At 67.8% G+C, this 24,335-nt stretch carries 18 protein-coding genes; 7 read left to right on the top strand and 11 right to left on the bottom strand.

Annotated features, from left to right (window positions below; all coding sequences use genetic code 11):
- Positions 1-64: 64 nt before the first annotated feature.
- Positions 65-271, top strand: coding sequence for a (2Fe-2S)-binding protein (locus C1922_RS18325; RefSeq protein ID WP_057497541.1), 207 nt, complete (start codon positions 65-67; stop codon positions 269-271).
- A gap of 141 nt (positions 272-412) precedes the next feature.
- Positions 413-883 (top strand): bacterioferritin, encoded by a 471-nt coding sequence (gene bfr, locus C1922_RS18320; RefSeq protein ID WP_108751085.1) that lies wholly within the window; start codon positions 413-415, stop codon positions 881-883.
- Between the two features lie 76 nt (positions 884-959).
- Here bfr and C1922_RS18315 read toward each other — a convergent pair whose 3' ends face one another.
- The 3 genes from C1922_RS18315 to C1922_RS18305 are packed head-to-tail and all read right to left on the bottom strand — an operon-like array spanning position 960 to position 5,713.
- Entirely contained in the window at positions 960-3,152 is a 2,193-nt protein-coding gene (locus C1922_RS18315) for a hybrid sensor histidine kinase/response regulator (protein WP_108751084.1), read from the bottom strand.
- Entirely contained in the window at positions 3,153-5,051 is a 1,899-nt protein-coding gene (locus tag C1922_RS18310; protein WP_108751083.1) for an EAL domain-containing protein, read from the bottom strand.
- Between the two features lie 44 nt (positions 5,052-5,095).
- Positions 5,096-5,713 (bottom strand): DUF4126 domain-containing protein, encoded by a 618-nt coding sequence (locus C1922_RS18305; protein ID WP_108751082.1) that lies wholly within the window; start codon positions 5,711-5,713, stop codon positions 5,096-5,098.
- 178 nt (positions 5,714-5,891) lie between these two features.
- Here C1922_RS18305 and C1922_RS18300 point away from each other — a divergent pair, with 178 nt between their 5' ends.
- From C1922_RS18300 to ampE, 5 genes are all read left to right on the top strand, one after another.
- The gene (locus tag C1922_RS18300; RefSeq protein WP_108751081.1) at positions 5,892-6,635 is read left to right on the top strand and encodes a DUF6776 family protein; all 744 of its coding nucleotides are present in this window, start codon (positions 5,892-5,894) and stop codon (positions 6,633-6,635) included.
- 4 nt (positions 6,636-6,639) lie between these two features.
- On the top strand, positions 6,640-7,107 hold the full coding sequence (locus C1922_RS18295) for a polymer-forming cytoskeletal protein (RefSeq protein WP_108751080.1): 468 nt from the start codon (positions 6,640-6,642) through the stop codon (positions 7,105-7,107).
- A gap of 31 nt (positions 7,108-7,138) precedes the next feature.
- On the top strand, positions 7,139-7,531 hold the full coding sequence (gene erpA / locus C1922_RS18290) for an iron-sulfur cluster insertion protein ErpA (RefSeq protein ID WP_108747525.1): 393 nt from the start codon (positions 7,139-7,141) through the stop codon (positions 7,529-7,531).
- A 66-nt stretch (positions 7,532-7,597) separates the two neighbouring features.
- Positions 7,598-8,503, top strand: a complete 906-nt coding sequence (nudC, locus tag C1922_RS18285; protein WP_108751079.1) for an NAD(+) diphosphatase — start codon at positions 7,598-7,600, stop codon at positions 8,501-8,503.
- A gap of 110 nt (positions 8,504-8,613) precedes the next feature.
- Positions 8,614-9,501: a regulatory signaling modulator protein AmpE gene (ampE, locus tag C1922_RS18280; protein WP_108751078.1), complete on the top strand. Its 888-nt coding sequence runs from the start codon at positions 8,614-8,616 to the stop codon at positions 9,499-9,501.
- A 563-nt stretch (positions 9,502-10,064) separates the two neighbouring features.
- Here ampE and C1922_RS18275 read toward each other — a convergent pair.
- The 8 genes from C1922_RS18275 to C1922_RS18240 all read right to left on the bottom strand — a co-directional run bounded on the left by C1922_RS18275 (position 10,065) and on the right by C1922_RS18240 (position 24,296).
- Positions 10,065-10,490: a DUF2752 domain-containing protein gene (locus C1922_RS18275; RefSeq protein WP_108751077.1), complete on the bottom strand. Its 426-nt coding sequence runs from the start codon at positions 10,488-10,490 to the stop codon at positions 10,065-10,067.
- A 41-nt stretch (positions 10,491-10,531) separates the two neighbouring features.
- A complete protein-coding gene (locus C1922_RS18270; RefSeq protein ID WP_108751076.1) occupies positions 10,532-10,804 on the bottom strand; it encodes a CD225/dispanin family protein in 273 nt (90 codons plus the stop codon).
- Between the two features lie 32 nt (positions 10,805-10,836).
- The gene (locus C1922_RS18265; RefSeq protein ID WP_108751075.1) at positions 10,837-11,124 is read right to left on the bottom strand and encodes a CD225/dispanin family protein; all 288 of its coding nucleotides are present in this window, start codon (positions 11,122-11,124) and stop codon (positions 10,837-10,839) included.
- A gap of 175 nt (positions 11,125-11,299) precedes the next feature.
- Positions 11,300-13,189 carry an MFS transporter gene (locus C1922_RS18260; protein WP_108751074.1) on the bottom strand — a complete coding sequence of 630 codons (1,890 nt, stop codon included), beginning with the start codon at positions 13,187-13,189 and terminating at the stop codon, positions 11,300-11,302.
- Positions 13,190-13,352: 163 nt separating this feature from the next.
- Positions 13,353-15,533, bottom strand: coding sequence for a YccS family putative transporter (yccS, locus tag C1922_RS18255; protein ID WP_108751073.1), 2,181 nt, complete (start codon positions 15,531-15,533; stop codon positions 13,353-13,355).
- A gap of 96 nt (positions 15,534-15,629) precedes the next feature.
- Positions 15,630-17,687 (bottom strand): TonB-dependent receptor, encoded by a 2,058-nt coding sequence (locus C1922_RS18250; protein ID WP_108751072.1) that lies wholly within the window; start codon positions 17,685-17,687, stop codon positions 15,630-15,632.
- Between the two features lie 221 nt (positions 17,688-17,908).
- Positions 17,909-21,031, bottom strand: a complete 3,123-nt coding sequence (locus C1922_RS18245) for an efflux RND transporter permease subunit (RefSeq protein WP_108751071.1) — start codon at positions 21,029-21,031, stop codon at positions 17,909-17,911.
- 31 nt (positions 21,032-21,062) lie between these two features.
- Positions 21,063-24,296 carry an efflux RND transporter permease subunit gene (locus C1922_RS18240; RefSeq protein ID WP_108751070.1) on the bottom strand — a complete coding sequence of 1,078 codons (3,234 nt, stop codon included), beginning with the start codon at positions 24,294-24,296 and terminating at the stop codon, positions 21,063-21,065.
- Positions 24,297-24,335: the final 39 nt, after the last annotated feature.

Genomic DNA, 24,335 nt, shown 5'->3' with positions numbered 1-24,335 from the left:
CCATTCTCGTTTGCATTGGAATAGCCACCAGGCCGCTTCCGGCCTGTCAGCCTGGTTCCTGCCCGTGTACGTCTGCATCTGCAATGGTGTTACCGACCACCAGATTCGTGAAGCCGCCTCGCAGGGCGTCACGTCGGTGGGCGAGCTGACCATGCGTACCGGTTGCGGCGCCACCTGCGGTTCCTGCCTGGACATGGCCGGCGACCTGCTGGCCAAGGCGCTCGCCACGCACGACCTGCCGCTGCCCGTGCTGGGCCTGCAGGCGGCCTGATCCGCCTTCGCGCGGCGTTGACGCCGCGCGCCCTCCTGCACCGCTGCTGGCTGCATTGGCCAATGCGCACGATTCGCGTTCCTTCACGCTCGCGCGCAAGGGGTTACAGTGCCCGCGTTTTCAGCGTGCAGGAGCATCCCCATGAAGGGCGACACCAAGGTCATCGAATTCCTCAACAAGGTCCTCTACAACGAGCTGACCGCGATCAACCAGTACTTCCTGCATGCCAAGATGCTCAAGAACTGGGGCATCAAGGAACTGGCCGAGCACGAGTACAAGGAATCGATCGACGAGATGAAGCATGCCGACATGCTGGCCGACCGCATCCTGTTCCTGGAAGGTCTGCCGAACTTCCAGGCGCTGGGCAAGCTGCGCATCGGCGAGAACCCGACCGAGATCCTGCAGTGCGACCTGTCGCTGGAACGCGACGGCGTGGTGACCCTGCGCGACGCCGTGGCCCATGCCGATTCGGTCGGTGACTACGTCAGCCGCCAGCTGTTCGTGAAGATCCTGGATTCGGAAGAAGAGCACATCGACTGGCTGGAAACCCAGCTGGACCTGATCGAGCGCATCGGCGAGCCGAAGTACCTGCTGAGCAAGCTGGAAGAGTGATTGCCACCGGCGCGTAGAGTCGAGCCATGCTCGACTGCCTCTCCCGCAGCAGTCGAGCATGGCTCGACTCTACGGATTAACGGTGCTGCCCCAGGTAGCCGGTCAGCGCCACGCGCGCGCGGGCGAATTCGGCCACCAGCAGCGCCACCGCCACGGCGGGGCGCTGCAGCGTGCCGCCGCGGGCTTCGCGCTCGATGCGCGTGGCCACGGCCGACAGTGACAGCGCACCCACATTCGCGCTGGATGATTTGAGGCTGTGCGACAGCGCCTGCAGGCGCTCGATGTCTTCGCCCTGTGCGGCCTGCTGCAACTGCTGCACCAGCAGCGGTGCATCTTCCAGGAATACGGCCACGATCTGCAGCGCGGCCGGACCGATCACGCTCTGCAGTTCCTCCAGCACGCTGCGGTCGAGCACCGGCTGCGGCGATGCGCTTGGCGCCTCGATCGGTAGCGTCGAGCTTGCTCGACTATCGCCATGTTGATCGTCATGTTGATCGCAGTCGAGCAAGCTCGACGCTACCGGGGCGGGTGCGCCGCCCCAGCGCTGCAGCAGCGCGTGCAGGGCTTCGCGGTCGATCGGCTTGGACAGGTAATCATCCATGCCGGCCTGCAGGCAGCGCTCGCGATCGCCGGCCATGGCGTTGGCGGTCATGGCGATGATCGGCAGGCGGGCCTGGCCGGTCTGCGCTTCTTCGTGCCGCCAGTGGCGGGTGGCGCTGTAGCCGTCCAGCACCGGCATCTGGCAATCCATCAGCACCACGTCGATGCCACCGGCGCGCATGGCCGCCAGCGCCTGTTCGCCGTCGGCCGCATTGCGTACCTGGCACTGGAAGACCTTCAGCAGCTGCTCGGCCACCATGCGGTTCACCGCGTTGTCTTCCACCAGCAGCACCTGCAGCCCCAGCGCAGGCAGCGTGAGCTGCGGCACGCCGGTGTCGGTCGCCAGCAGCGGGGCGGGTCGCGCACTGGCCATGGGCGCGCCCAGCAGGGTGTGCAGTGCGGCGTCGGTGAAGGCGGCGGGCAACTGTTGCTGGCGCGGCCGCGCAGGTGCGGCGTCATCCTGCAGCCACACGACCTGCAGCGCGTCGTCATCGCCGCGCTCGGCCAGGGCGCGTTGCAGCGTGGCCTCGCCCTGGCGGCGCTGGCGTGCATCCACCAGCAGCCATGCCGGCGCCGGCTGGCCGGGCCGTGGCGCACTGCGCAGGCGCTGCACCAGCGCCTCCAGGTCGGACAGCGCCTGCGCCTGCAGGCCGTGGTGCACGGCAATGCGTTCCACCCGGGCCTGCAGCACCGGGTCGGCGCTGTACAGCAGCAGCGCGGCTGGGCCGCGGGCCGATGCCGGCAGGTCGCCGGGCACCTTCAACAGCGGAATCTCGAACCAGAACGTGGCGCCGTGGCCGGGCGTGGACTGCACGCCGATCTGGCCGTGCATCAGGTCGATGATGCGCTTGCAGATGGCCAGGCCCAGGCCGGTACCGCCATACAGGCGGGTGGTCGATGCATCGGCCTGGCTGAAGGACTGGAACAGACGCGCCTGCAGCGCCTGGTCGATGCCGATGCCGGTATCGATCACTTCAAACCGCAGCTGGTGCTGGGCCGGGCCTTCGCCCAACCGCTGCACGTGCAGCTGCACGTGGCCGCGCGCGGTGAACTTGATGGCATTGGCCAGCAGGTTGCTGAGCACCTGGCGCAGCCGCACCGGATCGCCACGCACCGACAGGCGCACCGCCGGGTCCAGCTGCAGGCTTACGGAAAGTCCCTTCGATTCGGCGGCGCGCTGCATCAGCTGCACCACACCATCCAGCAGTTCGCGCAGGTTGAACGTGGTGATTTCCAGTTCCAGCGCCTGCGCTTCCAGCCGCGAGTAGTCGAGGATGTCATCGACGATGCGCAGCAGCTGCTGCGAACTGGCCGATGCGGTGGCCAGCATCTGCCGCTGGTCGTCGCCCAGCGGCCCACGCGCGATCAGTTCCAGCATCGGCAGGATGCCGTTGAGCGGGGTGCGGATTTCGTGGCTCATGGTGGCCAGGAATTCACCCTTGGCCAGCACGGCGGCTTCGGCGGCCTGCTTGGCCTGCAGCAGCTGGTGTTCCAGCTGCCCCTGGCGTTCGGTGGTGCGCCGCAGCTGGTCGCGTTCGCTGGCCAGCACGGTGCGTTCGCGCTGGCTGGCGGCCAGTTGGTGGCCGCGCGCCCGCAGGCGCAGGCCCAGCACTGCCAGAGCCACGGCAGCCAGGCACAGCGCCGCCAGCAGCGCGACCGTCAGCGGCACTCAGAGCACCGCGTTCTGGAAGTCGAAGTTCAGGTCGCTGCCGGCCGACTGCACCATGTTGCCCTGGATGTAATCGACACCGCCCACCCACATGGCTGCCGCGGCCTGCGGGTCTTCGATCTGCTGGCCGATGATCTGCAGGCCAGCGGCATGCGCCTGTTCGATCGCACGGCGCAGTTCCTCGCGCGTGCCCGGGTTGGAATGGCTGCTGGAAAAACGCGCGGCCATGCGCACGAAGGCCAGCGGCAGCTGGGTCAGCAGGGCATCGGCTTCGCTGCCGGGTTCGAACTGGCTCAGGCAGAAGCGCACGCCGGCACCGGCCATGCGCTGGCAGAACTGCTGCAGCGGCACGGTGTGGATGAGCGCGTCGGGCAGGCGCACGTCGATCACCAGCGCACTGCCCGGCAGGTCGCGCTGCTGCAGCGATTCCAGCAGCCAATCGGCGAAAGCATCGCGCTGCAGGGTGCGCAGCGACTGCGAGACGAACAGGTTCAACGGATGGGTGGCGTGGCGGTACAGATCCAGCAGGCCCATGGCATGTTCCAGCACCTGCTGGTCCAGGTCGGCAATGCGTCCGGCCGCTTCGGCGGCGGGAATCACCTGGCCGGCGGTCAGCACGGTGCCGTCTTCCTGGCGCAGGCGCAGCAGCAGCTGGTACTGCGCGCTGCCGCCACCGGCCACTGCCACGATTGGCTGGTAGGCCAGTTCCAGCTGGCCTTCCAGCAGGGCCAGGTGCTCTTCCTCGTTCACCGTGGGGCGGTGCACGTGGCCGGCCACGCCGGAGCTGAGCAGTCGCGCCTGCAGGGTGGTGCGTTCGACCGCCTCCAGCGCGCTGGTGGCATCGTCGAAGCCGGGCGACAGCGGTGCATAGCCGACCACGCCGCGCAGGTGTACCGATTCGTCGTCGCGGATCACGAAGGCGCGGGCGGACAGCTGTTCGCGCAGGTTGGCGGCCAGGGTTTCCAGATGGTCTTCGTGGGCATCGCGGGCCAGCAGCAGGAAGCTGTTGTCGTTCAGGCGCGCCAGCAGGTGCGGATGGCCCGCTTCGGCCAGGCGCTGGCCGGCCTGCACCATCAGCCGTTCGAATGCGGCGTAGCCGTAGCGTTCGCGCAGGCCCAGCGCGCTGGAAATCTCGATGAAGAACACGCCGCCATGGCCGTGGTGGGCCAGGCTGGCGCTCAGCTGCTGCAGCACGTGGTGGCGGGTGGGCAGGCCGGTTTCCGGGTTGCTGGTGGCCGGTGCACCGTTGGCGCCGGGCAGGGTGGCGGCCTGCGCACGGGCGCGGCGGATGCGGTTGGCCACGGCGGCAATCAGGTGGCGCGGCCGGATCGGCTTGCTCAGGTAATCGTCGGCGCCGCAGTCCAGTACTTCGAACTGGCGCTCCGGGTCCGGATCGCCGCTGAGGAACACGATCGGCAGCAGCTGCATGCCCGGCTGCTGTCGGATCATCGCGGTCAGCCGCATGCCATCCACGCCCGGCAGGTGCAGGTCCATCAGGATCAGGTCGGGGCGCTGTTCGCGGATTGCCTGCGGCACGGCATCCGGGTCGCCCAGCACCACCGCCTGCATGCCCGCGCCGTGCAGCACGCTCTGCGCGAACAGGGCCTGCGCGCGGTCGTCTTCGACGATAAGCACGCGGTACGGCGAATCGGCCGGGGGCGGTGCGGCATCGCTGTTGCCGGCTTCGCCCTGCGGCGGCGGGAACGGCAGCGGCGGCGGAGCCGGCAGCTCGCCGCCTGCGGTGTGTTCGGTAGCGGCCTGTACCAGGCTCAGGGGCGCCGGGGCGGCCACCGCCACGGCAGGCGCGGCGTCGGGCGCGGCCCAGCGCTGCCAGTGGTCGGCAGGTGGGGTTTCAGCGCGTCCTTGGCGGGCGCCCGCGGGAAATTCATTTGCGGCCATGGGGGCTCCTGATGTTCACGGCCATTATGCGGCAAGGCCAGCCGTCATCCTGCGCGGGCGGGCCCGCTGCCGGCACTGCCGCCAGCACGGGCAAGCCAGCGCACGCCCTTCCACAGCGTGCGCCAGACCAGCCACACCAGCAGGGCACCGGCCAGGCTGCAGGCCAGCACCACGATCAACGCGATCCACGGGTGGGCCAGGGCAAGTGCGAGGCCGCCGATCACCACGGTGTCTTCGGCGGCCGAGGCGATCCAGTTGCTGGCCGGTTCCGGCGAGGTGTTCAACAGGGCGCGGGTGCCGGCCTTCAGACCATGGCTGGCCAGGGCCACGCCGGCGCCGGCCACCAGCGCACCGGTGCCCAGATCACCGTCGGGCGACAGCGTGGCGGCGGCCAGGAAGGCGCCTGCGGGCACACGGGCCAGGGTCTGCAGCAGGTCCCAGATCGAATCGACGCCAGGGATCTTGTCGGCGACGAATTCGGCCGCGGCCAGCGCCGCCGAGGTGCCCAGCACCCACCACGATTCGGTGGCCTGCAAGGCCGGGGGCAGGTCCACCCAGCCCAGCAGGCCGGCCAGGCCAACGCCAAACACGGTGAGGTACACGCGGATGCCGGCCAGCCAGGCCAGCAGGATCCCGATCACGAACAGGTGGGCTTCGGTCATGGCGGACTCCGGCGTCGGAACTGTGCGGGGTGCCACACTATCGGCGATGGCGTGCCTGAACACCACTGGCCGCTGGCGGCCGTCCCCGGGGAATCCCGTCGTTCCTGACTTACACTAGCCCGTCGTTTGCCACAGGGGCCGTGACGGTGTTGCCAATGCGATGCCCCGGAGACTACCCATGAACAACCGCCCTCCCATGCGTGTGCAGGTTCGCCTGCCGGGCGCACCACAACCGCCGTTCGATCGCCGTCGCCTGCTGATACTGGCCGGTATCTGGCTGCTGAGCCTGGTGCTGGCCGTGCTGGGTGGCTGCTGGCTGGGCGCGCCGCGCGATGCCCAGGGCCAGCGCCTGCAGGCCGCCGAAAAGCGCGCCGAGACCCTGCAGACCCAGTTGACCGAGGTACGCCAGAAGCAGGCCACTCTGGAAGCGTCGGACCGCATCAGCCGCGCGGCCAACACCGAGGTGCAGTCGTCGCTGGCCGAGCGCGATGAAGAGATCGCCGGGCTGCGCGCCGATGTGGCGTTCTACGAGCGCCTGGTGGGTTCCACCAGCCAGCGCAAGGGCCTGAACACCCATTCCATCGAGTTCAGCCCGGAATCGGCCGGTACCTGGCAGTACACCGCCGTGCTGACCCAGAACCTCAACCGGGGCGCGATCAGCCAAGGGCAGATGCGCTTCACGGTGGAAGGTGTGAAGAACGGCAAGTTGGCCACGATCAGCTGGGACGAGCTGCACCAGCGCAACAAGGTACCGGGGCAGGACTACTCGTTCCGGTACTTCCAGCAGCTCAGCGGCAGCGTCATGCTGCCGACAGACTTCACCCCGCAACGCGTGCGGGTGACATTGGGTGGGGGTGCGGGGGGCACGACCCAGGTATTTGACTGGAAACAGGCCGGTGCACCGGCCAGCAATGGGGAGTAGGCAGATGTTCGGAAACAGCAAGTCGAGCCGTGATGGCCAGCTGGTGGTGGATGCCCTGATCGGCAACCAGGTGGTGATTCGTGGCGATGTGGAATTCAGTGGGGGCCTGTATGTGGAAGGCCGCATCCACGGCAAGGTGATCGCCCAGGAAGGCGCCAGCGGTGCCACCCTGACGGTGGCCGAGCATGGCGTGATCGAAGGGGAGATCCGCGCCCAGGTGGTGGTCATCAGCGGCCGCATGGATGGCGACGTGCATGCCACCGAGAAGGTGGAACTGACCCCCAGCGCCCGGGTGAACGGCAACGTGCATTACCAGGTGGTGGAAATGAACGCCGGCGCGCAGCTGAACGGCCGCCTGATCCACGCCAGCAGCCCGGTTGCCGCGCTGCCCGCCCCGGAAAGCGAGGAGGCCGCTGGCAAGGGCAAGGGCGGCGATGCCGCGCGTCGCAAGCTGGCCGAGGCCATGGCTTGAAAGCCGCCGTTGGCGCCCCCATGCTGGGGCCATGAGCACGCTAGTTTCCCTGCCCGGCGCCACGCCGGCCGCCGCTCCCGACTACCAGTCGCTGGAGCGGCCGCTGAACTTCACCGAATCCGCTGCGGCCAAGGTGAAGGAACTGATCCAGGACGAGGGGAACCCCGACCTGGCCCTGCGCGTGTACATCGAAGGCGGTGGCTGTTCCGGCTTCCAGTACGGCTTCGAGTTCGACGAGAACCGCGCCGAGGATGATCTGGCGGTACAGACCAGCGGGGTGACCCTGCTGGTCGATCCGCTCAGCCTGCAGTACCTGATGGGCGCCGAGGTGGATTACACCGAGAGCCTGACCGGTGCGCAGTTCGTGATCCGCAACCCGAACGCGAAGACCACCTGCGGCTGCGGCAGCAGCTTCAGCATGTAACCACCGGCACGCGCGGCGGGCAACGCCGACCTTGCCACCTGCGGCGAATGGCGGCAGGCTTGTGGAATGCTTACGACTCCTTCGCCGCTTTCCGGTTTCGCCTTCGTGGACGAACCGCTGGAGCGCGCCGATGCCCTGCGCGCCGATGCCGATGCACTGGCGCGCCTGTGGCCGGATGCGCGCATTCTTGTGCTGGACCAGGACGGCACGGCTTTCACCGATGAGGATGACCAGCCGCTGGCGCTGACCGGTGCCGCACTGGGCGGTGGGCCGGGCACTGCGATCTTCCTTGGGCTGCGCGATGGCCAGGCGTGGTTCGGCGTGGATGCCGCGCAGGTCAGCGTGACCGCGCCGCGGCGGCTGGACCTGCGGCAGGCGGCGTTGTTGTGGACGGTGGCCGATGCCACGGCCTTCAGCTACGCGCGCGGCATGTCGTACTGGCAGTCACGCACGCGCTTCTGCGGTGTGTGCGGCAGTGCGGTGGCCTTCGCCCGCGGTGGCTTCGTCGGCCGTTGCCCGCAGTGTGCTACCGAACACTACCCGCGGGTGGACCCGGCGGTGATCGTGGCCGTGGAAAACCAGGGGCGGCTGCTGCTGGGGCGGCAGGCCAACTGGGCGCCGCGCCGCTATTCGGTGCTGGCCGGGTTCGTGGAGCCGGGCGAAACGTTCGAACAGACCGTGGCCCGTGAAGTACACGAGGAGAGCAAGGTAAGGGTGATCGCCACGCAGTACCTGGGCTCGCAGCCGTGGCCGTTCCCCGGCGCGCTGATGGTTGGCTTCCGCGCGCAGGCGCACGACGATGTGCCCACCGTGGATGGCGAGCTGGAAGATGCGCGCTGGTTCACGGTCGATGAAGTGGGCGCGGCACTGGCGCGCGATGTCGAAGACGACGGCCAGGGCATCCGTCTTTCGCCGCCGATCTCGATCTCGCGCGGCCTGATCGAACACTGGTACCGGCAGCAGCGCGGCTGAGCATTGCCGCCACCTGAACACGCGGCGGGTTACAGTGGAATCCGTCGCTGAAGGCGCGGCTGCGGCAGGTAAGGTAGCGGCGCCGAACGCTTGTTCATCGGGAGACCGCCATGTTCACCACCCTGGTTGCCGTGCTGGTGGCGCTGGCCCTGGGCCATGTTGCCCCGGCCGCTGCCGCTTCACTGCGCCGTTTCGAGGGTTTCCGGCGCTGGCTGGGCTGGTTGGACGCGCATGGCGGGCGGGCCTGGCAGGGGCCGGCCGGGGTGCTGGTGGCACTGCTTCCGCCGCTGCTGCTGATGGGGCTGCTGGTGTGGCTGCTGAGCGGGGCGCTGTTCGGGCTGCCCGCGCTGTTGCTGGGCGTGGTGGTGCTGGCGTGGTGCTGGGGCCCGCGCGATCTGGACCGCGATGTTGAAGCGGTGATCGATGCCGACGAGGCCAGTGCCCGCCAGGCGGCGGTGCGGCACCTGCAGGCCGCCGGTGGCAGCCTTCGCGAGGATGTTCCGTCGCTGGTGGAAGCGACCGTGTTGAATGCGCTGCGGCGCTGGTTCGCGGTGCTGTTCTGGTTCCTGTTGCTGGGCCCGGTCGGGGCGCTGGCCTACCGCCTGTTGGCGCTGATGGCCGAGAGCCCGATGCGGGCGCGGGTGCCGGTGGAACCGCTGGCCTTGGCGCAGCGCGTGCTGTCGTGGATTGAATGGCCGGTGGCCCAGCTGATGGCGTTTTCGATGGCGCTGGTGGGCAACTTCGATACCGCTTGGAAGGCCTGGCGGCAGGCGCATGGCGAACGGCTGGCCGGCGGCATCGGTTTCCTGGGCGCGGTGGCGCGGGCCAGCGTGAACGCGGAGCTGCGCGAAGACGCGCACGATTACACCGAAGCGGGGCTGTTGCCGGTGTGGCAGCGGCTGCCGGACCTGCGCGATGCGATGAGCCTGGTGTGGCGAATGCTGCTGCTGTGGCTGGCGGTGCTGGCCCTGCTGGTGATTGCTGGCTGGGTAACGTAGGTGTTCGGACAGGGCTTGCAGCCCTGCACCCGCTAACGGCAACGTCAAGAGCGGGATTTCTGAGGGATGGCGGGGCGGTGTGGATGGGCAGGACACGCCGTAAACCCCCAGTCCGGCCCAGCCGCTGGCGGCTGTGCGTTCGGGCGCTTGCGAAGCAGGGCTTCGCAAGCAAAGCGCCCTCACCCATGGCGCCTGCGGTCCTGCCCACCCGCACCACCCCGCCTCCGACAGTTCCCCGCAGCTGTGGGGAACTGCGATTGTTCGAATGCCCGGCTGTCGGTAGGTGTCGACCTTGGTCGACACAGTAGATCCATGCCGTGCGTGGATACCGAGCGCAGCGACCCGCGGTGGCTTTTGATCTTCTCTTCTTTTCCGTGGTGGACGCGCACGGAAACTGTGCGTGGCCGGTCGCGGTGGGTTTGCGGGGTATCCGCGCCATGGATGGCGCGGCTAAGCCTCCAAGGACGGATTCACGGCGTCCCCCGCAAACCCATCGCGACCGGCCAACGCCCTGATCGAGAAGCAACGCCCCACCACGAGGGGCTGCGCCGTTGGCTGGAACGCTAGACCGGGGCCAGCGCGGTGAAGGGAGCCCACGGCAGGTTGCGCAGCAGCGCGTAGCCGGGCAGCAGCCACAGCCAGAACATCGGGTTGGCCAGCACCCGCATCAACGGGTCCAGCACGCGCGGACGGATGCCGGCGCTGTTGAGCAGCATCAGGAACAGGAACGGCAGGCTGATGACCAGCAGGGGATTCATCGCCATCGCGCCGGGCAGGTCGAAGTGGACCAGCGAGTACAGGCAGCGCGTGCTGCCGCAGCCGGGGCAGTACAGCCCGGTCACTGCGTACAGCGGGCAGCCGGGCAGCGGATTGCCCGAGACGTAGGGGTTGACGTGGCGCAGCACCACGGCGGCACCCGCGGCCAGGCCCGAAGCGGCCAGCAGTGGGGCCCAGCGGGCCAATCGCGAGCGTGCGGGAAGGACGGACATGCGACAACGGGATCCGGCAGTGCCGGATCCCGCAGGGTGCATCAGTAGCTGCTGCCGCCGCCCATCACGCCGACCACGGCGATCAGGATGCCATACAGGATGCCGACCACGACAGCGGCGATGGCCGACCAGATGGCCCACTTCTTGGCTTTTTCCGACGACTCACGGGCACCGGCGATGTCGCCAGCGGCCAGCTTGCCGTTGACCTGGGCGGCGTAGACGATCGACACGATGCCGGCCGGCAGGCAGCAGAACAGGGTCGACAGGATGGCCCAGACCAGATTGTTGGGGACCTGCGGGGTGGTGGTGTTCATGGTTCAAGCTCCTCGATGGGTGGTGGTGTGAATCAAAGGTCGGAAAGAGCGCCCAGCGCGGCCAAGCCGCCGAACAGCCCGAACCACAACAGCAACAGGACCGGCAGGGCGACGGCCGAAGCCACCGCCCACCAGCCCGCCTTGCGCGACGCACTGAAGGCCCCCGGCAGATCACCGGCCGCGCGGCGGCCGTCCACCTGGGACGCATAGACAATCGACACCACCCCCAGCGGCAGGCAGCAGAACAGCGTGGTCACGATCGCCCAGACCAGATGGTTGGGGATGTACACCGGGCGCTCGATAGGTGGCGGTTGATTCAAAGCAAGACTCCATTCCTTGGCGGTCGGTCTGTCGCGGACAGGCCGAACCTCCCCCCTGTGGGTGCGTAATCTACCGCAACGCGCGCCTCATGTATGCGTTTACATGCCCGCCAAGGGGGGCTCGGCGGGTGTCCAGGCGGGATAGCGGGGCGCGCTGCACCCCGCTTCAGATGCGTCAGGCGTTGTCGCCGCGCAGGCTTCGCACCTGCGTTTCCAGCGCGGCCGCATCGGTACGCTGGCCATCCACGGCGGGTGCGGCGACCACTTCCACGGTCGCGCGGAAGCGGCGCGGAACGCGCATGCGGCCCAGGCGGGTATCGCGCCGGCTCCACATGCTCGACCACATGCCGCGCAGGGCCATGGGCACCACCGGCACCGGCCGGCGCTCCAGGATCTTTTCCACGCCCGATTTGAACGGCGCCATCTCGCCATCGCGGGTCAGGGCGCCTTCGGGGAAGATGCAGACCAGTTCGCCCTCGGCCAACGCCGCATCCACTTCGTCGAACGCGCGCTGCATCAGGGCCGGGTCTTCGCGTGCGCCGGCAATCGGAATCGCCTTGGCGGTGCGGAAGATCCACCGCATCACCGGAATGTTGAAGATGCGGTAGTACATGACGAAGCGCACCGGGCGCGGGATCGTCGCCGACAGGATCAGCGCATCCATGTAGCTGACATGGTTGCAGACCAGCAGCGCGGCGCCTTCGTCGGGTACGTTGGCTTCAATGCCGTGCGGGCGCAGCCGGTACAGCGTGCGCACCATCACCCAGCTCAGGAAGCGCATCAGGAATTCGGGGACGATGGTGAAGATGTAGATCGCCACCACGGCATTGGCGATGGCCAGTGCCAGGAACAGCTGCGGGATGGTCCAGTGCAGCCATTCGCGCGCGGCCAGTGAAATCAGGGCGGCGCCGACGATGAAGCCGGAATTCTGGATGTTCAGCGCGGCGAACACGCGCGACATCTGCGCCTTCGGCGTGCGGCTCTGGATGAGCGCGAACAGCGGCACCACGAACACGCCGGTGAACAGGCCGATGCCGACAAGATCGACGACGATTCGCACGCTGCCCGCCTGCTGCAGGAAGGCGAGGATGCCCATGCCGTGCACCGAGGCCTCGCCCGGGCGGGCGAAGTACAGATCGAGCAGGAAGGCGGTCATGCCGAAGGCGCCCAGCGGCACCAGGCCGATTTCAACGGTGCGCGCGGACAGCTTTTCGCACAGCAGCGAGCCGACGCCGGTGCCGACCGAGAACAGGGCCAGCGCGAACAGGTACAGCTTCGGTTCGCCGCCCAGGTTGGCCAGTGCGTAGTTGGGCAGCTGCGAGGTCAGCACGGTGCCGACGAACCAGAACCAGGACACGCCCAGGATGGCGTTGCGCACCGCCTTCTGCTGCCGCGCCATGCGCAGCACCACCAGCGATTCCGGCAACGGGTTCCAGTTGATCTTCAGGTCCGGGTCGCCGGCATCGACCTTGGGGATCATGCGCGCGGCGATGTTGCCGCACACCGCCAGCGCGATGACCGCCGTTGCCGCCACGATCGGACCATGGCTGCCGGCCAGCAGGAACACCGCGCCGCCCAGGATCATGCCCGACAGGATCGAGATGGAGGTGCCCATCTCGACCAGGCCGTTGCCGCCGGTCAGCTCTTCGGGCTTCAGCACGGCCGGCAGCACCGAGTATTTCACCGGGCCGAACAGGGTGGACTGCATGCCGGTGCAGAACAGCGCCACCAGCAGGAATGGCAGGCTTTCGGTCAGGAAGCCGACCGCCGCCATCGACATGATCACGATCTCCATGGTGGTGGTGATCACGATCAGGCGCGATTTTTCCAGTTTGTCGGCGATCTGGCCGGCAAGGGCTGAGAACAGGAAGTAGGGCAGGATGAAGATGGCCGGCGCCAGCGTGGTGTAGAGCGAACGCTGCTCTTCCGATACGCCCAGGTAGAACAGCAGGCCGATGATCGCTTGCCGGTACACGTTGTCGTTGAAGGCACCGAGCGCCTGCACGATGAAGAACGGCAGGAAGCGGCGCTGGCGCAGCAGGGCGAACTGGTTGTGGCCGGACATGGGACCTCCTTGGACCGCCGCAGCCTAGCATTCCTGCCTGCACGGCGGGTGCGGGGCGGCCGGACCGGACGATGCCTTGGTGGCGCTGCGATGCCGGATCAAATGATGCCGCGATGCTGCGCGTCTACCGCCACCGTCACCACCTCCGCCCCTGCAGGCGCAATCAGGTCAGGCCACGCACCGCTTCGTTGGCTGCCGCGCGCATCTTCGGCAGCATGCGCAGCACCAGTGCCATCTGGGTGCGGATCAGCTGCAGCTTCGGCGCCATGCTGTCGTCGGTCTGTTCCAGCTCGGCGGCCACGGCACGGTCGGCGTCGTTGTCGTCTTCGCTGACCGGCTGCCGTGCGCCCAGCGCGCTGCCCAGCTGCTCCAGTGCCTTGCGCACGCGTTCGCCGGCGGCCAGGGCCAGCGGGTCGGCGGCGAAGCTGTCCACCTGGTCGCGGTGCGCGCCCAGTGCGGAAAGGTGGCCCAGCAGGGTGTTGGACAGTGCCAGGAAGCGGAAGCCGGCATCCAGGTTGCGGCGCACGTGGCCGGGTTCGCGCAGCATGTTAGACAAGGCCGTGGACAGCGCCGCATCGGCGTTGTGCATGTCGCGGCGGGCAATGCGGTAGGCCAGGTCATCGCGCATGCCGCTGCGGTACTGGCCCAGCACCGATTCCAGATAGCGCGCGGCGGTGTCCAGCACCCGCGCCAGTACCTTGTGCAGCTGCCGGCCCTGCCAGTCGGGCAGGATCAGGAAGGCTGCTGCGGCGGCGATGGCGCAGCCCAGCAGGGTATCGACCATGCGCGGAACGATCAGCACGAAGCCATCGCCGATCAGGTTGAAGCAGGTCAGTGCCATCACCGTGATCGCCGCCGAGGCGACCAGGTAGCGGTCAGTGCGGGTGAAGAAGAACAGCAGGGCCGACAGCAGCGCGATCAGCAGCTGCACGTGCAGCTGCGGGAACAGCTGCAGCAGCGCCCAGGTCAGCACCAGGCCAGCCAGGGTGCCGACGATGCGCTGGGCCAGGCGCTGGCGGGTGGCGCCGAAGTTGGGTCGGCAGACGAAGACAATGGTCAGCAGCACCCACGAGCCGTTCTGCGCGTTGAACAGACGGATGGCCAGGAAGCCGGCGATCAGTGCCAGGGCCATGCGCAGGCCGTGGCGGAACAGCACTGAGCCGGGGGTGAGCTGCTGGCGGATGCGCACGCCCATTTCGCGCAGGGTGTGTGGGTTGCTGTCGCGCAGGCGGGTATCGACATTGTCCAGGCTGGCTTCCGAGCGTTCGGCGTCCAGCAGGCGGCGTTCGATGCTGCGCAGGTTGTGCACCAGCAGGTCCAGCGAACCCAGCAGGCGCTGCCACTGCGGGCGCTGCTGGTCGCGCAGGTAGGCCAGTGCATCGGCCAGGTCGCGCCCGGCCTGCTGGTTGCTTTCCCCGTACACGAACGGCCTGCGCAGGCGGATCGCTTCGCCCAGTCGTGCGCATGCCTGGCCCTGCAGGTCGAGCAGGCGCTGGCAGCGGTACAGCACGTCGCTGTGGAAGAACGCATCCACCAGGGCGCCGTAGGGGTAGTGCGAGGAGCTGGCACGCTCATGGAAATCCTGCGCCATGTAGTACAGGCGCAGGTACAGGCCGGAATTCACCCCGGGGCGGCCGGAGCGACCGAAGCGCGCCATGATCGCGGCCTTGGCTTCGTTGAGTGCGCCCACCACCCTGCGGTTCTGCTCGGCCAGGTCCAGCTGGCGACGGTGCAGGTCCGCTTCGCGCACCGGTTCGAACAATGCGGCCTTCAGCTGCAGGTAGCGGCCCAGTTCCTGGTACAGGCGGGCCACGCGTTCGCGCACCGGCCGGTTGGCGAACAGCGCGGTCCAGACGATGGACAGCAGGCCATACCAGACCGCACCAGCCAGCAGGTGGCTGACCGCATGCAGCGCGCGTGGCAGATCGCCGGCGCCGCCATGCTGCTCCAGCCCGATCATGGTGTAGATGGCCAGGGTGACCGTGGCCTGGGCGATGGAGGCGTAGCGTTCGCCCAGCGCGCCCAGCAGGGTCAGGCCGAAGGTGGACAGCGCCAGCGCGGCGATGAACAGCCACGGCCACGGGAACAGCCAGATGACCGACGCGGCGGCAATGCAGAAACACAGCAGCGACAGCAGCACCGCCTTGGTACGGCCCCACCAGTTGTCATCGGTTTCGGCGATGGCGCTGGCAATGATGCCCAGGAACACGCCTGGCAGGGCCGGCAGTGCGTCCATGTGCCAGCACACGCCCAGCGCGGTGGTCAGGGCGATGAAAACGCGCAGGCCGTAGCTGGCCTTTTCATGGGCCCACAGGCGGCTGAGGCGGGAATGGGGCGCAGACATGCAGGCTCGGGGGGCGGAGTGCCCCCATTATGGCGGTGCGCGCGTGTGCAGGGTGTTCGAGGTGCGGACCAACGGTCCGCACCTACCGAAACCGCATTACATCTCCCAGCGCACGCTCACGGCGAAGGTGCGCGGCAGGCCGATGCCGGCGTTGGACCAGTACTTGCGGTTGCCCAGGTTTTCCACGCTGGCGCGCAGGGTAACCGGGTGCCCGCTGGCCATCAGGCGGTAACCCACGCCGGCATTGACCAGGGTGTAGTCGGGCAGCTTCAGGGTGTTGTCGGCGTCGTACCAGACATCGCCGTAGTAGCGCACGGCGGCGTAGGTTTCCAGGCCATCCACCCACGGCAGCTGGTAGCTGGCATGCAGCACGCCGCTCCAGCGGGCGGCACCGACGGTGCGGTTGCCTTCCTGCGCGGCACTGTCCGGCGACAGCTTGTCGTAGGTCGGGTCCAGCCAGGTCACGCCGCCGCCCACGGTCAGCGCATCGGTCAGGTGCAGGTCGGCGCTGGCTTCCACGCCTTCGTACAGGGTGATGCCATCCTGCACCAGGCGCAGGCCGGTGTCGGTCTGCTGGTCGATGTTGGCGCCACGTTCCAGGCGGAACGCGGCCACGTTCGCATTCCAGCGCGAGGCTTCCACCTTGGCGCCGACCTCGTACTGCTTGCTGATGGTCGGGTCCAGCACATCGCCGGCGTTGATATAGGTGTTGCCCACGCGGCTGCCGGCTTCCAGCGATTCGATGTAGCTGGCGTACAGGGTCACCGCTTCGCTGGGCTTGAACATGACCGCATAGGTCGGGGTGACCGGGTAGGTGTGGTAACGGCCCTTGGTCTCGAAGTCGTTGTAGCGCCAGCCGGCCAGCACCGACCAGCCGCCGCCGAAGTCGACGGTATCGCTGGCGAACACCGCCTGCTGCACGGTTTCATCGCCGCGGGTCATCACCCGCGAACCCACGGCGTCGTGGCGGATGGCCGAACGCTGGTACAGGTTGGCGCGACCGATGGTGTTCCACTCGTAGGGGCGGTCCCAGCCCAGACCGGTCTGGTGGCTGATGCCGGCAACCAGCTGGTGCTGCAGCGGGCCGGTGCGGAAGCTGCCCTGCACCAGCGCCTGCGCGAGCTTCCATTCGCTCTTGCCGCCCAGCTCGTACACGTTCACGTTGTAGTCGCCGTTCGGATCGTCGATGTAGGCGAAGATCTTGTTGACGTCGTTCCACGAGGTGGTGACACCGTAGCTCAGGCTGGCCTTCCAGTCGCTGTTGATCTGCCAGTTCAACGCCGTGGACAGCAGGCTGGAACGGGTGTCGTAGTAGGTGCCCGGCACGCTGTTGTCGACGTCGCCGGCAATCGGCCGCGGCAGCGAGGTCAGGCCGATGAAGTAGTACTGCGGCGACTCTTCGCTCAGGTCGCGCGACTGGAACACGCCGTCGAAGGTCCAGGTGAGCGCATCGCTCAGGCGCGCATCCAGCGACAGTGCGCCGACCTTGCGGTCGACATGGCCACCGTTGAAGGTTTCGCCCTTCTCCTGGTAGGCGTTGAAGCGGTAGCCGAACATCTCTTCGTTGCCGAAGCGCCCGCCGGCATCGACGCCGCCGCTGACGATGCCCTGTTCGCGCCAGCCCAGCTGCGCGGAGAACGTCGCGGTGTCAGTCGGCTTCTTGGTGATGTAGTTGACGATGCCGCCGGGTGCGCCGAAGCCATACAGGAAGCCACCGGGGCCCTTCAGCAGGTCCACCTGTTCCATCACTTCCAGCGGCCATTCGGTGCCCCACGAGGACACCTGCAGGCCGTTCACGCGGTAGCTGTCGTAGTTCAGGTCGATGCCGCGGTTGCGGATGGGCGAGCTCCAGCCACTGGCGTAGGCGCTGACCTGGGTGGTGACCGACGGATCGAACAGGAAGGCTTCGCCCAGCGAAACCACCTGGCGCTGCTCCAGCTGTTCGCGGCCGACGGCGGTGATGGCGAATGGAGTATCGCGCAGGGCGCGGTCGCCCAGCGCACCGGCTTCGGTGTGGGTGCGTTCGCCGACCACCTTGATGGCGTCGAGGTCGGTGGCGCTGCGGGTGTCGGCCGGGGCTTCAGCGTGGGCCACGCAGGCGGCGGACAGGGCGGCGGCCAGCAGGGCCACGCGCGGGGTGCGGAACGAAGGCATCGATCAGGTTCCTCGGCGGACGGCCACGGGCCATCCACCCATGGTTGGGGGAAGGGGCAGTGGCTGGGATCACGCAGGCTGACCGGGAACCGGGAGCGGGGCGCCGCAGGGGCGCAGGACCATGGCTGGTTGCGAATTGTTCTCTTTTCGTTACAGCGCGTCAAACCGTGACCGTCGCACGGGGTCAGAGCCCTCGCAGAGCGAGGGATCTGACCCCTGGGCTACGCGCGGGCCGCGCGCTTGAGCAGCTTCGCTTCGCGCTTGCGCGCGCGGCGCGCCCGCCAGCGATCGGCCAGGCACGAGAAGATCACGTACAGCGCCGGCGTGCTCAGCAGGGTCAGGCTCTGCGAGAACAGCAGGCCGCCGATCATCGCGATGCCCAGCGGGCGACGCAGTTCGGAGCCTTCGCCCAGGCCGATCGCCAGCGGTACCGCCGCCAGGATCGCCACCATCGTGGTCATCATGATCGGACGGAAGCGCACGATGCTGGCCTCGCGTGCCGCCTCGCGCGGGGCCAGGCCGTGCTCGCGCTGCGCCACCAGGGCGAAGTCGATCATCATGATCGCGTTCTTCTTCACGATGCCGATCAGCAGTACCAACGCGATCATCGAGATCACCGACAGTTCGGTGTTGGTGCCGAACAGCGCCAGCAGCGCGCCCACGCCCGCCGCCGGCAGGGTGGACAGGATCGTGACCGGGTGGATCAGGCTCTCGTACAGCATGCCCAGCACCAGGTATACGGTCAGGATGGCCGCGAACACCAGGATCAGCATGTCGCTGGGATCGGAGTTGAAGCCGAAGCCCGCGTCGTCGGCCAGGCGAATGTCGCCGGGCATGCGCATGCCAGCCACGGTGGCATCGATGATCGCCTTCGCCTCGCCCATGCTCACGCCCGGGGCCAGGTTGTAGCTCAGGTCCATCGTGGTGTACTGGTTTTCATGGGTGATCTGCGAAGGCGCCAGGCCGGGCACCTGGCTGGCCACCGCGGTGATCGGCACCATCTGCCCATTGCTGGCCTTCACATACACCTCGTCCAGCGCCGCCGGGGTGGCGGTCTGCGAGGGCAGGGCGTTCACCACCACGCTGTACTGGTTGATGTCCGAATAAATGGTGGAAATCTGCCGCTGGCCAAACGCACCGTACAGTGCACCGTCGATGGCACCGACCGAGACGCCCAGCCGCGCCGCCTTGGCACGGTCGATCTCGATGTTCTGGCGCAGGCCGGCGTTGTCCACGTCGGTGCCTACGTCACGCAGCTTGGGGTTCTTCTTCAGCTCGGCCTGCAGCTTGGGCAGCCATTCCTGCAGTGCAGCCAGGTCGTTGCCCTGCAGGGAAATACGGTACTGCGCGCCCTGGCTGTTGCCGCCGCCATCGTTGCTGGGCAGGTCCTGGATCGCGCGCAGGCGCAGCTGCAGGTCGGGGTAGCGGTCGGCCTTGGCGCTCAGGCGGGCCAGCGCATGGGCGGTGGTCTCGCGACGACCTTCCTTGCGCGACTTCAGTTCCACGTTGAACTGCGCGCTGGAGCCCTGGCGGCCACTGCCCAGGCGCACGCCCACGGTCTTCACCGCCGGGTCGGCCATCAGCATGTCGGTGATGCGGCGCTGGCGGCTGACCATGTCTTCGAACGAGACGGTGGCGCTGGAATTGGCGCGGCCCCAGATCAGGCCGGTGTCCTGTGGCGGGAACGCGCCCTTCTTCACCGCACCGAACAGGAAGATGGTGACGCCGATCAGGATGAGCGGGGTGAGCGAGAGCAGCAGCGCATGGCGCAGCGAAAAGTCCAGGAACACGGTGTACATGCGCAGCATGCGCTCGTGCCCGGCATCGAGCCAACGGCCGAAGCGCGATGGCGCGGCGTTGTGGTCGTGCGCGCTCAGGAAGCGGCTGCACAGTGCCGGGGTGAGCGTCAGCGAGACGATCATCGACACCACGATGGCCGCCACCAGGGTGACGGTGAATTCGCGGAAGAAGGCGCCCATCATGCCGCTGGCGAACAGCAGCGGAATGAACACCGCCACCAGCGAGGCGGTGATCGAGACGATGGTGAAGCCGATCTCGCGCGCACCGGTGAAGGCCGCCTGCAGGCGCGGCATGCCTTCGTCCAGGTGCCGCATGATGTTCTCGATCACCACGATCGCATCGTCCACCACGAAGCCGATCGCGATCACCAGCGCCAGCAGGCTCAGGTTGTTCAGGGTGAAGCCGAGCGCGTACATCACCAGCGCGGCGCCGGCCAGCGACAGCGGCACGGTGACCGCGGCGATCAGGGTGGGGGCCAGGCGGCGCAGGAACAGCGCCATGGTCAGCACCACCATGGCCAGGCTGATCAGCAGGGTGATCTGCACTTCATGCAGCGACGAGCGGATGGTCGGCGTGCGGTCGAAGTACGGGGTCATGGTGGTGCCGGGCTGCAGGTAATCGCGAAGCGCCGGAATCTGCGCCTTCACCCGGTCCACGGTTTCCACGATGTTGGCGCCGGCACGGGTGAACACGTACATCACCACGGCCGGTTTGTGGTCGAACCACGCGGCCTGGTAGGCATCCTGCTGGCCGTCGTAGACGTTGGCGATGTCCTTCAGGCGGATCACCCGGCCATCGCCCTGGGTCTTCACCACCAGATTGGCGAAGTCGGCCGCGCGCGCGACCGAATCGTTGGCGATGATCGCGGTGGTGGTGTTGCCGTCGCTGAGGAAGCCGGTAGGCGAGGTGACGTTGGCCGCGCGCACCGCGTTGCGCAGGTCGTCGGCGGTCAGGCCCAGCGCGTTCATCAGGCGCAGGTTCACGTCCACGCGCACGGCCGGCGTGGAGGCACCGGCGATATCCACCGAGGCCACGCCGCCGATCTGGCGGATGCGCTGGGCCAGCAGCGAATCGGCCACGTTGTACAGCTCGTCGGCCGACTGCGTCTGCGAGGTCAGCGCGATGGCGATCACGGGATCGTCGTTCGGGTTCGCCTTCTGGTACATCGGCGAGCCCATGCCCGAAGGCAGGTCGGCCTGCGCCGAGTTGATCGCGGTCTGCACGTCCAGCGCCGCCGAATCGATATCGCGGTCGGTCTGGAAAATCATGAATACCAGCGAGCTGCCTTCCGAGCTGGAAGAGCGCATGCGGTCGATGCCGGGCAGCTGGCCCAGGTGGCGTTCCAGCGGCGCGGTGACCGTGGAGGCCATGGTGGCCGCATCGGCGCCGGACTGGCTGGCGTGTACGAAGATGACCGGAATCTGGATGTTCGGCAGGGCCGACACGCCCAGCTTCAGGTAGCAGATCAGGCCAACGATGAACAGGCCGATGGCCAGCAGCGCGGTGCCGATGGGGCGGCGGATGAAGGGGCCGGACAGGTTCATCGTGCCGCCCCCCGAGGGTACGCGGCCTGGATCATGCCTGCGGCTCCTGAAGCGAACCGTCGCGCAACGCGCGCTGCTCGCGGCGGCGCGCCAGCCATTCCGAGAACCGCTCCATGTACAGGTAGATCACCGGCGTGGTGTACAGCGTGACCAGCTGCGACAGCAGCAGGCCGCCGACGATGGCGATGCCCAGCGGACGGCGCAGCTCCGAACCGATGCCGGTGCCCAGCGCCAGCGGCAGCGCGCCCAGCATGGCCGCGGCGGTGGTCATCATGATCGGGCGGAAGCGCAGCAGGCAGGCGCGACGGATTGCTTCATGCGCGTTGGCACCGGCACGGCGCGCTTCGATCGCGAAGTCCACCATCATGATGCCGTTCTTCTTGACGATGCCGATGAGCAGCACGATGCCGACGATGCCGTCCACCGACAGGCTCAGACCGCACACCATCAGCGCCAGCAGCGCGCCCACGCCGGCCGGCGGCAGGGTGGAAATGATGGTGATGGGGTGGATGTAACTTTCGTACAGCACGCCCAGCACGATGTAGATCACCACCAGAGAGGCCAGCAGCAGCCACACCACGTCGGTCTGGCTGCCGGTGAACTCGGCGGCCTTGCCGATGAACTCGGCATGCAGGTGGGCCGGCATGTCCAGGCTGGCCTTGGTCTCTTCGATGGCCTTGACCGCATCGGACAGCGAATAGCCCGGCGCCACGTTGAACGAGACGGTCACCGCCGGCAGCTGCTGCTGGTGGCTGACCACCAGCGGCGCGCTGGTCACCTTGCCTTCGGCCAGCGCCGACAACGGAATGATGTTGCCCGCGCCGACAGTGATGCCGGTGTTCTGCGCACCGATGCCGGTGGCGGTGGACGAGTTGGACGAGGTGACCTGGCCGAAACTGGTGGCGTTCGTGCCGGTCAGCGCGCCGGCGCCGTTGGATGCCACCGCCAGCTGTTCCATCAGCGCAGTGCTGGTGCGGAACTCCGGTGCCACTTCCAGCACGACGCGGTACTGGTTGAGCTCGGTGAAGATGGTGGAGATCTGGCGCTGGCCGAACGCATCGTAGAGCGTGTCATCGATGGTCTGCATCGGCACGCCCAGCACGCTGGCCTTGTCGCGGTCGATGTTCAGCTCCAGCGCACGGCCCTGGTTGGACAGGTTGTTGTCCACGTCGGCCAGTTCCGGGCGCTGGCGCAGCGCCTCGGTCAGGCGCGTGGCCTGGGTGGCCACGGTGGCCGAATCCACGTCCGACAGCGAGTACTGGTACTCGGTGGCGGCCACGCGGGTATCCAGGGTCACGTCCTGCACCGGCTTCAGGTACAGCGCCACGCCGGGGATGCCGGCCACGGCTTTCTGCAGGCGCGGCAGGATCTCATCCAGGCCATCGCGCTGGCCGCGTTCCTTCAGCACGATCGACAGCTGGCCCTGGTTGAGCGTGGGGTTCATGCTGCCGGCACCGATGAATGCCGACACGCCGGTCACGTCCGGGTCCTGGCGCAGGGCCTCGGCCACCTGCTTGGTGCGCTGCTCCATCTGCGGGAAGGCGATGTTCTGGTCGGCCTGCACCACGCCGGTGATCAGGCCGGTGTCCTGTTCGGGCAGCAGGCCCTTGGGAATCAGCACGTACAGCAGCACGGTCAGCACCAGCGCGGCGGCGGCCACGACCAGGGTGGCGCGCTGATGGTCCAGCACCCAGTCCAGGCTGCGCTCGTACAGGCCCACGGTGCGCGTCCACAGGTTCTGCATGCCGGCCGCCGCCGCACGCTCATGCGCGTCTTCGCCCTCGGGCAGGGCGTCGGGCTTGAGCAGGTAGGCGCACATCATCGGGGTGAGCGTCAGCGAAATCAGCATCGACAGCACCACGGCGATGCTGAGCACCCAGGCGAATTCGTGGAACAGACGACCGGTGACGCCGGGCATCAGCAGCAGCGGCAGGAACACGGCCACCAGCGAGACGGTCAGCGACAGCACGGTGAAGCCGATCTGGCGTGCGCCGATCTCGGCCGCTTCGCGGCCACTCTTGCCCTGTTCGATGTAGCGCACGATGTTCTCGATCATCACGATCGCATCGTCCACCACGAAGCCGGTGGCCACCACCAGCGCCATCAGCGAAAGGTTGTCCAGCGACATGCCGGTGAAGGCCATCACTGCGAATGTGCCGGCCAGCGACAGCGGTACCGCCACCGAGGGAATGAGGGTGGCCCACAGCCGGCGCAGGAACACGAAGATGACCGCCACCACCAGGCCGATGGTGAGGATCAGGGTGAACTGCACTTCATGCACCGACGCACGGATGGTTTCGGTGCGGTCGTTGAAGACTTCCAGGTGCACGTCGGCCGGCAGCACGCCCTGCAGCTGCGGCAGGATGGCGCGGATGCGTTCGACGGTCTGCACGATGTTGGCGCCGGGCTGGCGGCGCACTTCCAGCAGCACCGCCGGCTTGCCATCGGCCCAGGCGGCCAGCTGGTCGTTCTCTACGCCATCCACCACCTGGGCCACGTCGGACAGCCGCACCGGGCGGCCGTTCTTGTAGCTGATGATGGTGTCGCGGTACTCGGCGGCACTGGCCAGCTGGTCGTTGGTACCGATGCTGTAGGACTGGGTCTTGCCGTTCAACGAGCCCTTGGGCGCATTGACGTTGGCCTGGGTGAGCGCGCTGCGCAGCTCTTCCATGGTCAGGCCCATGTTCGACAGCTGCGCCGGATTGACCTGGATGCGCACGGCCGGGCGCACGTTGCCGGCAATTGACACCAGGCCCACGCCCTGCACCTGCGACAGGCGCTGGGCCAGGATCGAATCGGCGTAGTTGTTGACCTCGCGCAGCGGTCGCGTGTCAGAGGTCAGCTTCAGGGTGACGATGGCCGCGTCGGCCGGGTTCACCCGGTTGTAGACCGGCTGGTAGGGCAGCGACGAGGGCAGGGTGGCCTGGCGGATCGCTGCCTGCACGTCCTGCGCGGCGATATCGATGTCGCGGTCCATCGAGAACTGCAGGATGATCGTGGACAACCCCGCCGACGAATCGGAGGTCATCAGTTCCAGCCCGGAAATCTGCCCAAACTGGCGTTCCAGCGGGGTGGTGACCAGCGACGCCATGGTGGTGGCGTTGGCACCGGGGTACTGGGTGGTGACCACCAGGCTGGGGGCATCGATTTCCGGCAGCGCCGACACCGGCAGCTTGCGGTAACCCAGGATGCCCAGCAGCAACAGACCCGCCATCAACAGCGAGGTAGCAATGGGACGGCGGATGAAGATCGTCGAAAAGCCCACGGACGGATCCTTGCTGGTGCTTCAATGGCTGCGCCGGCA

The organism is Stenotrophomonas sp. ZAC14D2_NAIMI4_7 (genome assembly GCF_003086675.1).
Lineage (GTDB): Bacteria > Pseudomonadota > Gammaproteobacteria > Xanthomonadales > Xanthomonadaceae > Stenotrophomonas.
The sequence above is the reverse complement of the archived record's forward strand: the minus strand, read 5'-3'. Positions and strand labels throughout refer to the sequence as shown.

Bases quoted from the DNA above. Each gene is read 5' to 3' on its own strand.
- yccS (WP_108751073.1), bottom strand. From the start codon at position 15,533: ATGTCTGCGCCCCATTCCCGCCTCAGCCGCCTGTGGGCCCATGAAAAG.
- C1922_RS18305 (WP_108751082.1), bottom strand. From the start codon at position 5,713: ATGACCGAAGCCCACCTGTTCGTGATCGGGATCCTGCTGGCCTGGCTG.
- C1922_RS18275 (WP_108751077.1), bottom strand. From the start codon at position 10,490: ATGTCCGTCCTTCCCGCACGCTCGCGATTGGCCCGCTGGGCCCCACTG.
- C1922_RS18310 (WP_108751083.1), bottom strand. From the start codon at position 5,051: ATGGCCGCAAATGAATTTCCCGCGGGCGCCCGCCAAGGACGCGCTGAA.
- C1922_RS18260 (WP_108751074.1), bottom strand. From the start codon at position 13,189: ATGTCCGGCCACAACCAGTTCGCCCTGCTGCGCCAGCGCCGCTTCCTG.
- C1922_RS18295 (WP_108751080.1), top strand. From the start codon at position 6,640: ATGTTCGGAAACAGCAAGTCGAGCCGTGATGGCCAGCTGGTGGTGGAT.
- C1922_RS18300 (WP_108751081.1), top strand. From the start codon at position 5,892: ATGAACAACCGCCCTCCCATGCGTGTGCAGGTTCGCCTGCCGGGCGCA.
- erpA (WP_108747525.1), top strand. From the start codon at position 7,139: ATGAGCACGCTAGTTTCCCTGCCCGGCGCCACGCCGGCCGCCGCTCCC.
- ampE (WP_108751078.1), top strand. From the start codon at position 8,614: ATGTTCACCACCCTGGTTGCCGTGCTGGTGGCGCTGGCCCTGGGCCAT.
- nudC (WP_108751079.1), top strand. From the start codon at position 7,598: ATGCTTACGACTCCTTCGCCGCTTTCCGGTTTCGCCTTCGTGGACGAA.
- C1922_RS18250 (WP_108751072.1), bottom strand. From the start codon at position 17,687: ATGCCTTCGTTCCGCACCCCGCGCGTGGCCCTGCTGGCCGCCGCCCTG.
- C1922_RS18270 (WP_108751076.1), bottom strand. From the start codon at position 10,804: ATGAACACCACCACCCCGCAGGTCCCCAACAATCTGGTCTGGGCCATC.
- bfr (WP_108751085.1), top strand. From the start codon at position 413: ATGAAGGGCGACACCAAGGTCATCGAATTCCTCAACAAGGTCCTCTAC.
- C1922_RS18245 (WP_108751071.1), bottom strand. From the start codon at position 21,031: ATGAACCTGTCCGGCCCCTTCATCCGCCGCCCCATCGGCACCGCGCTG.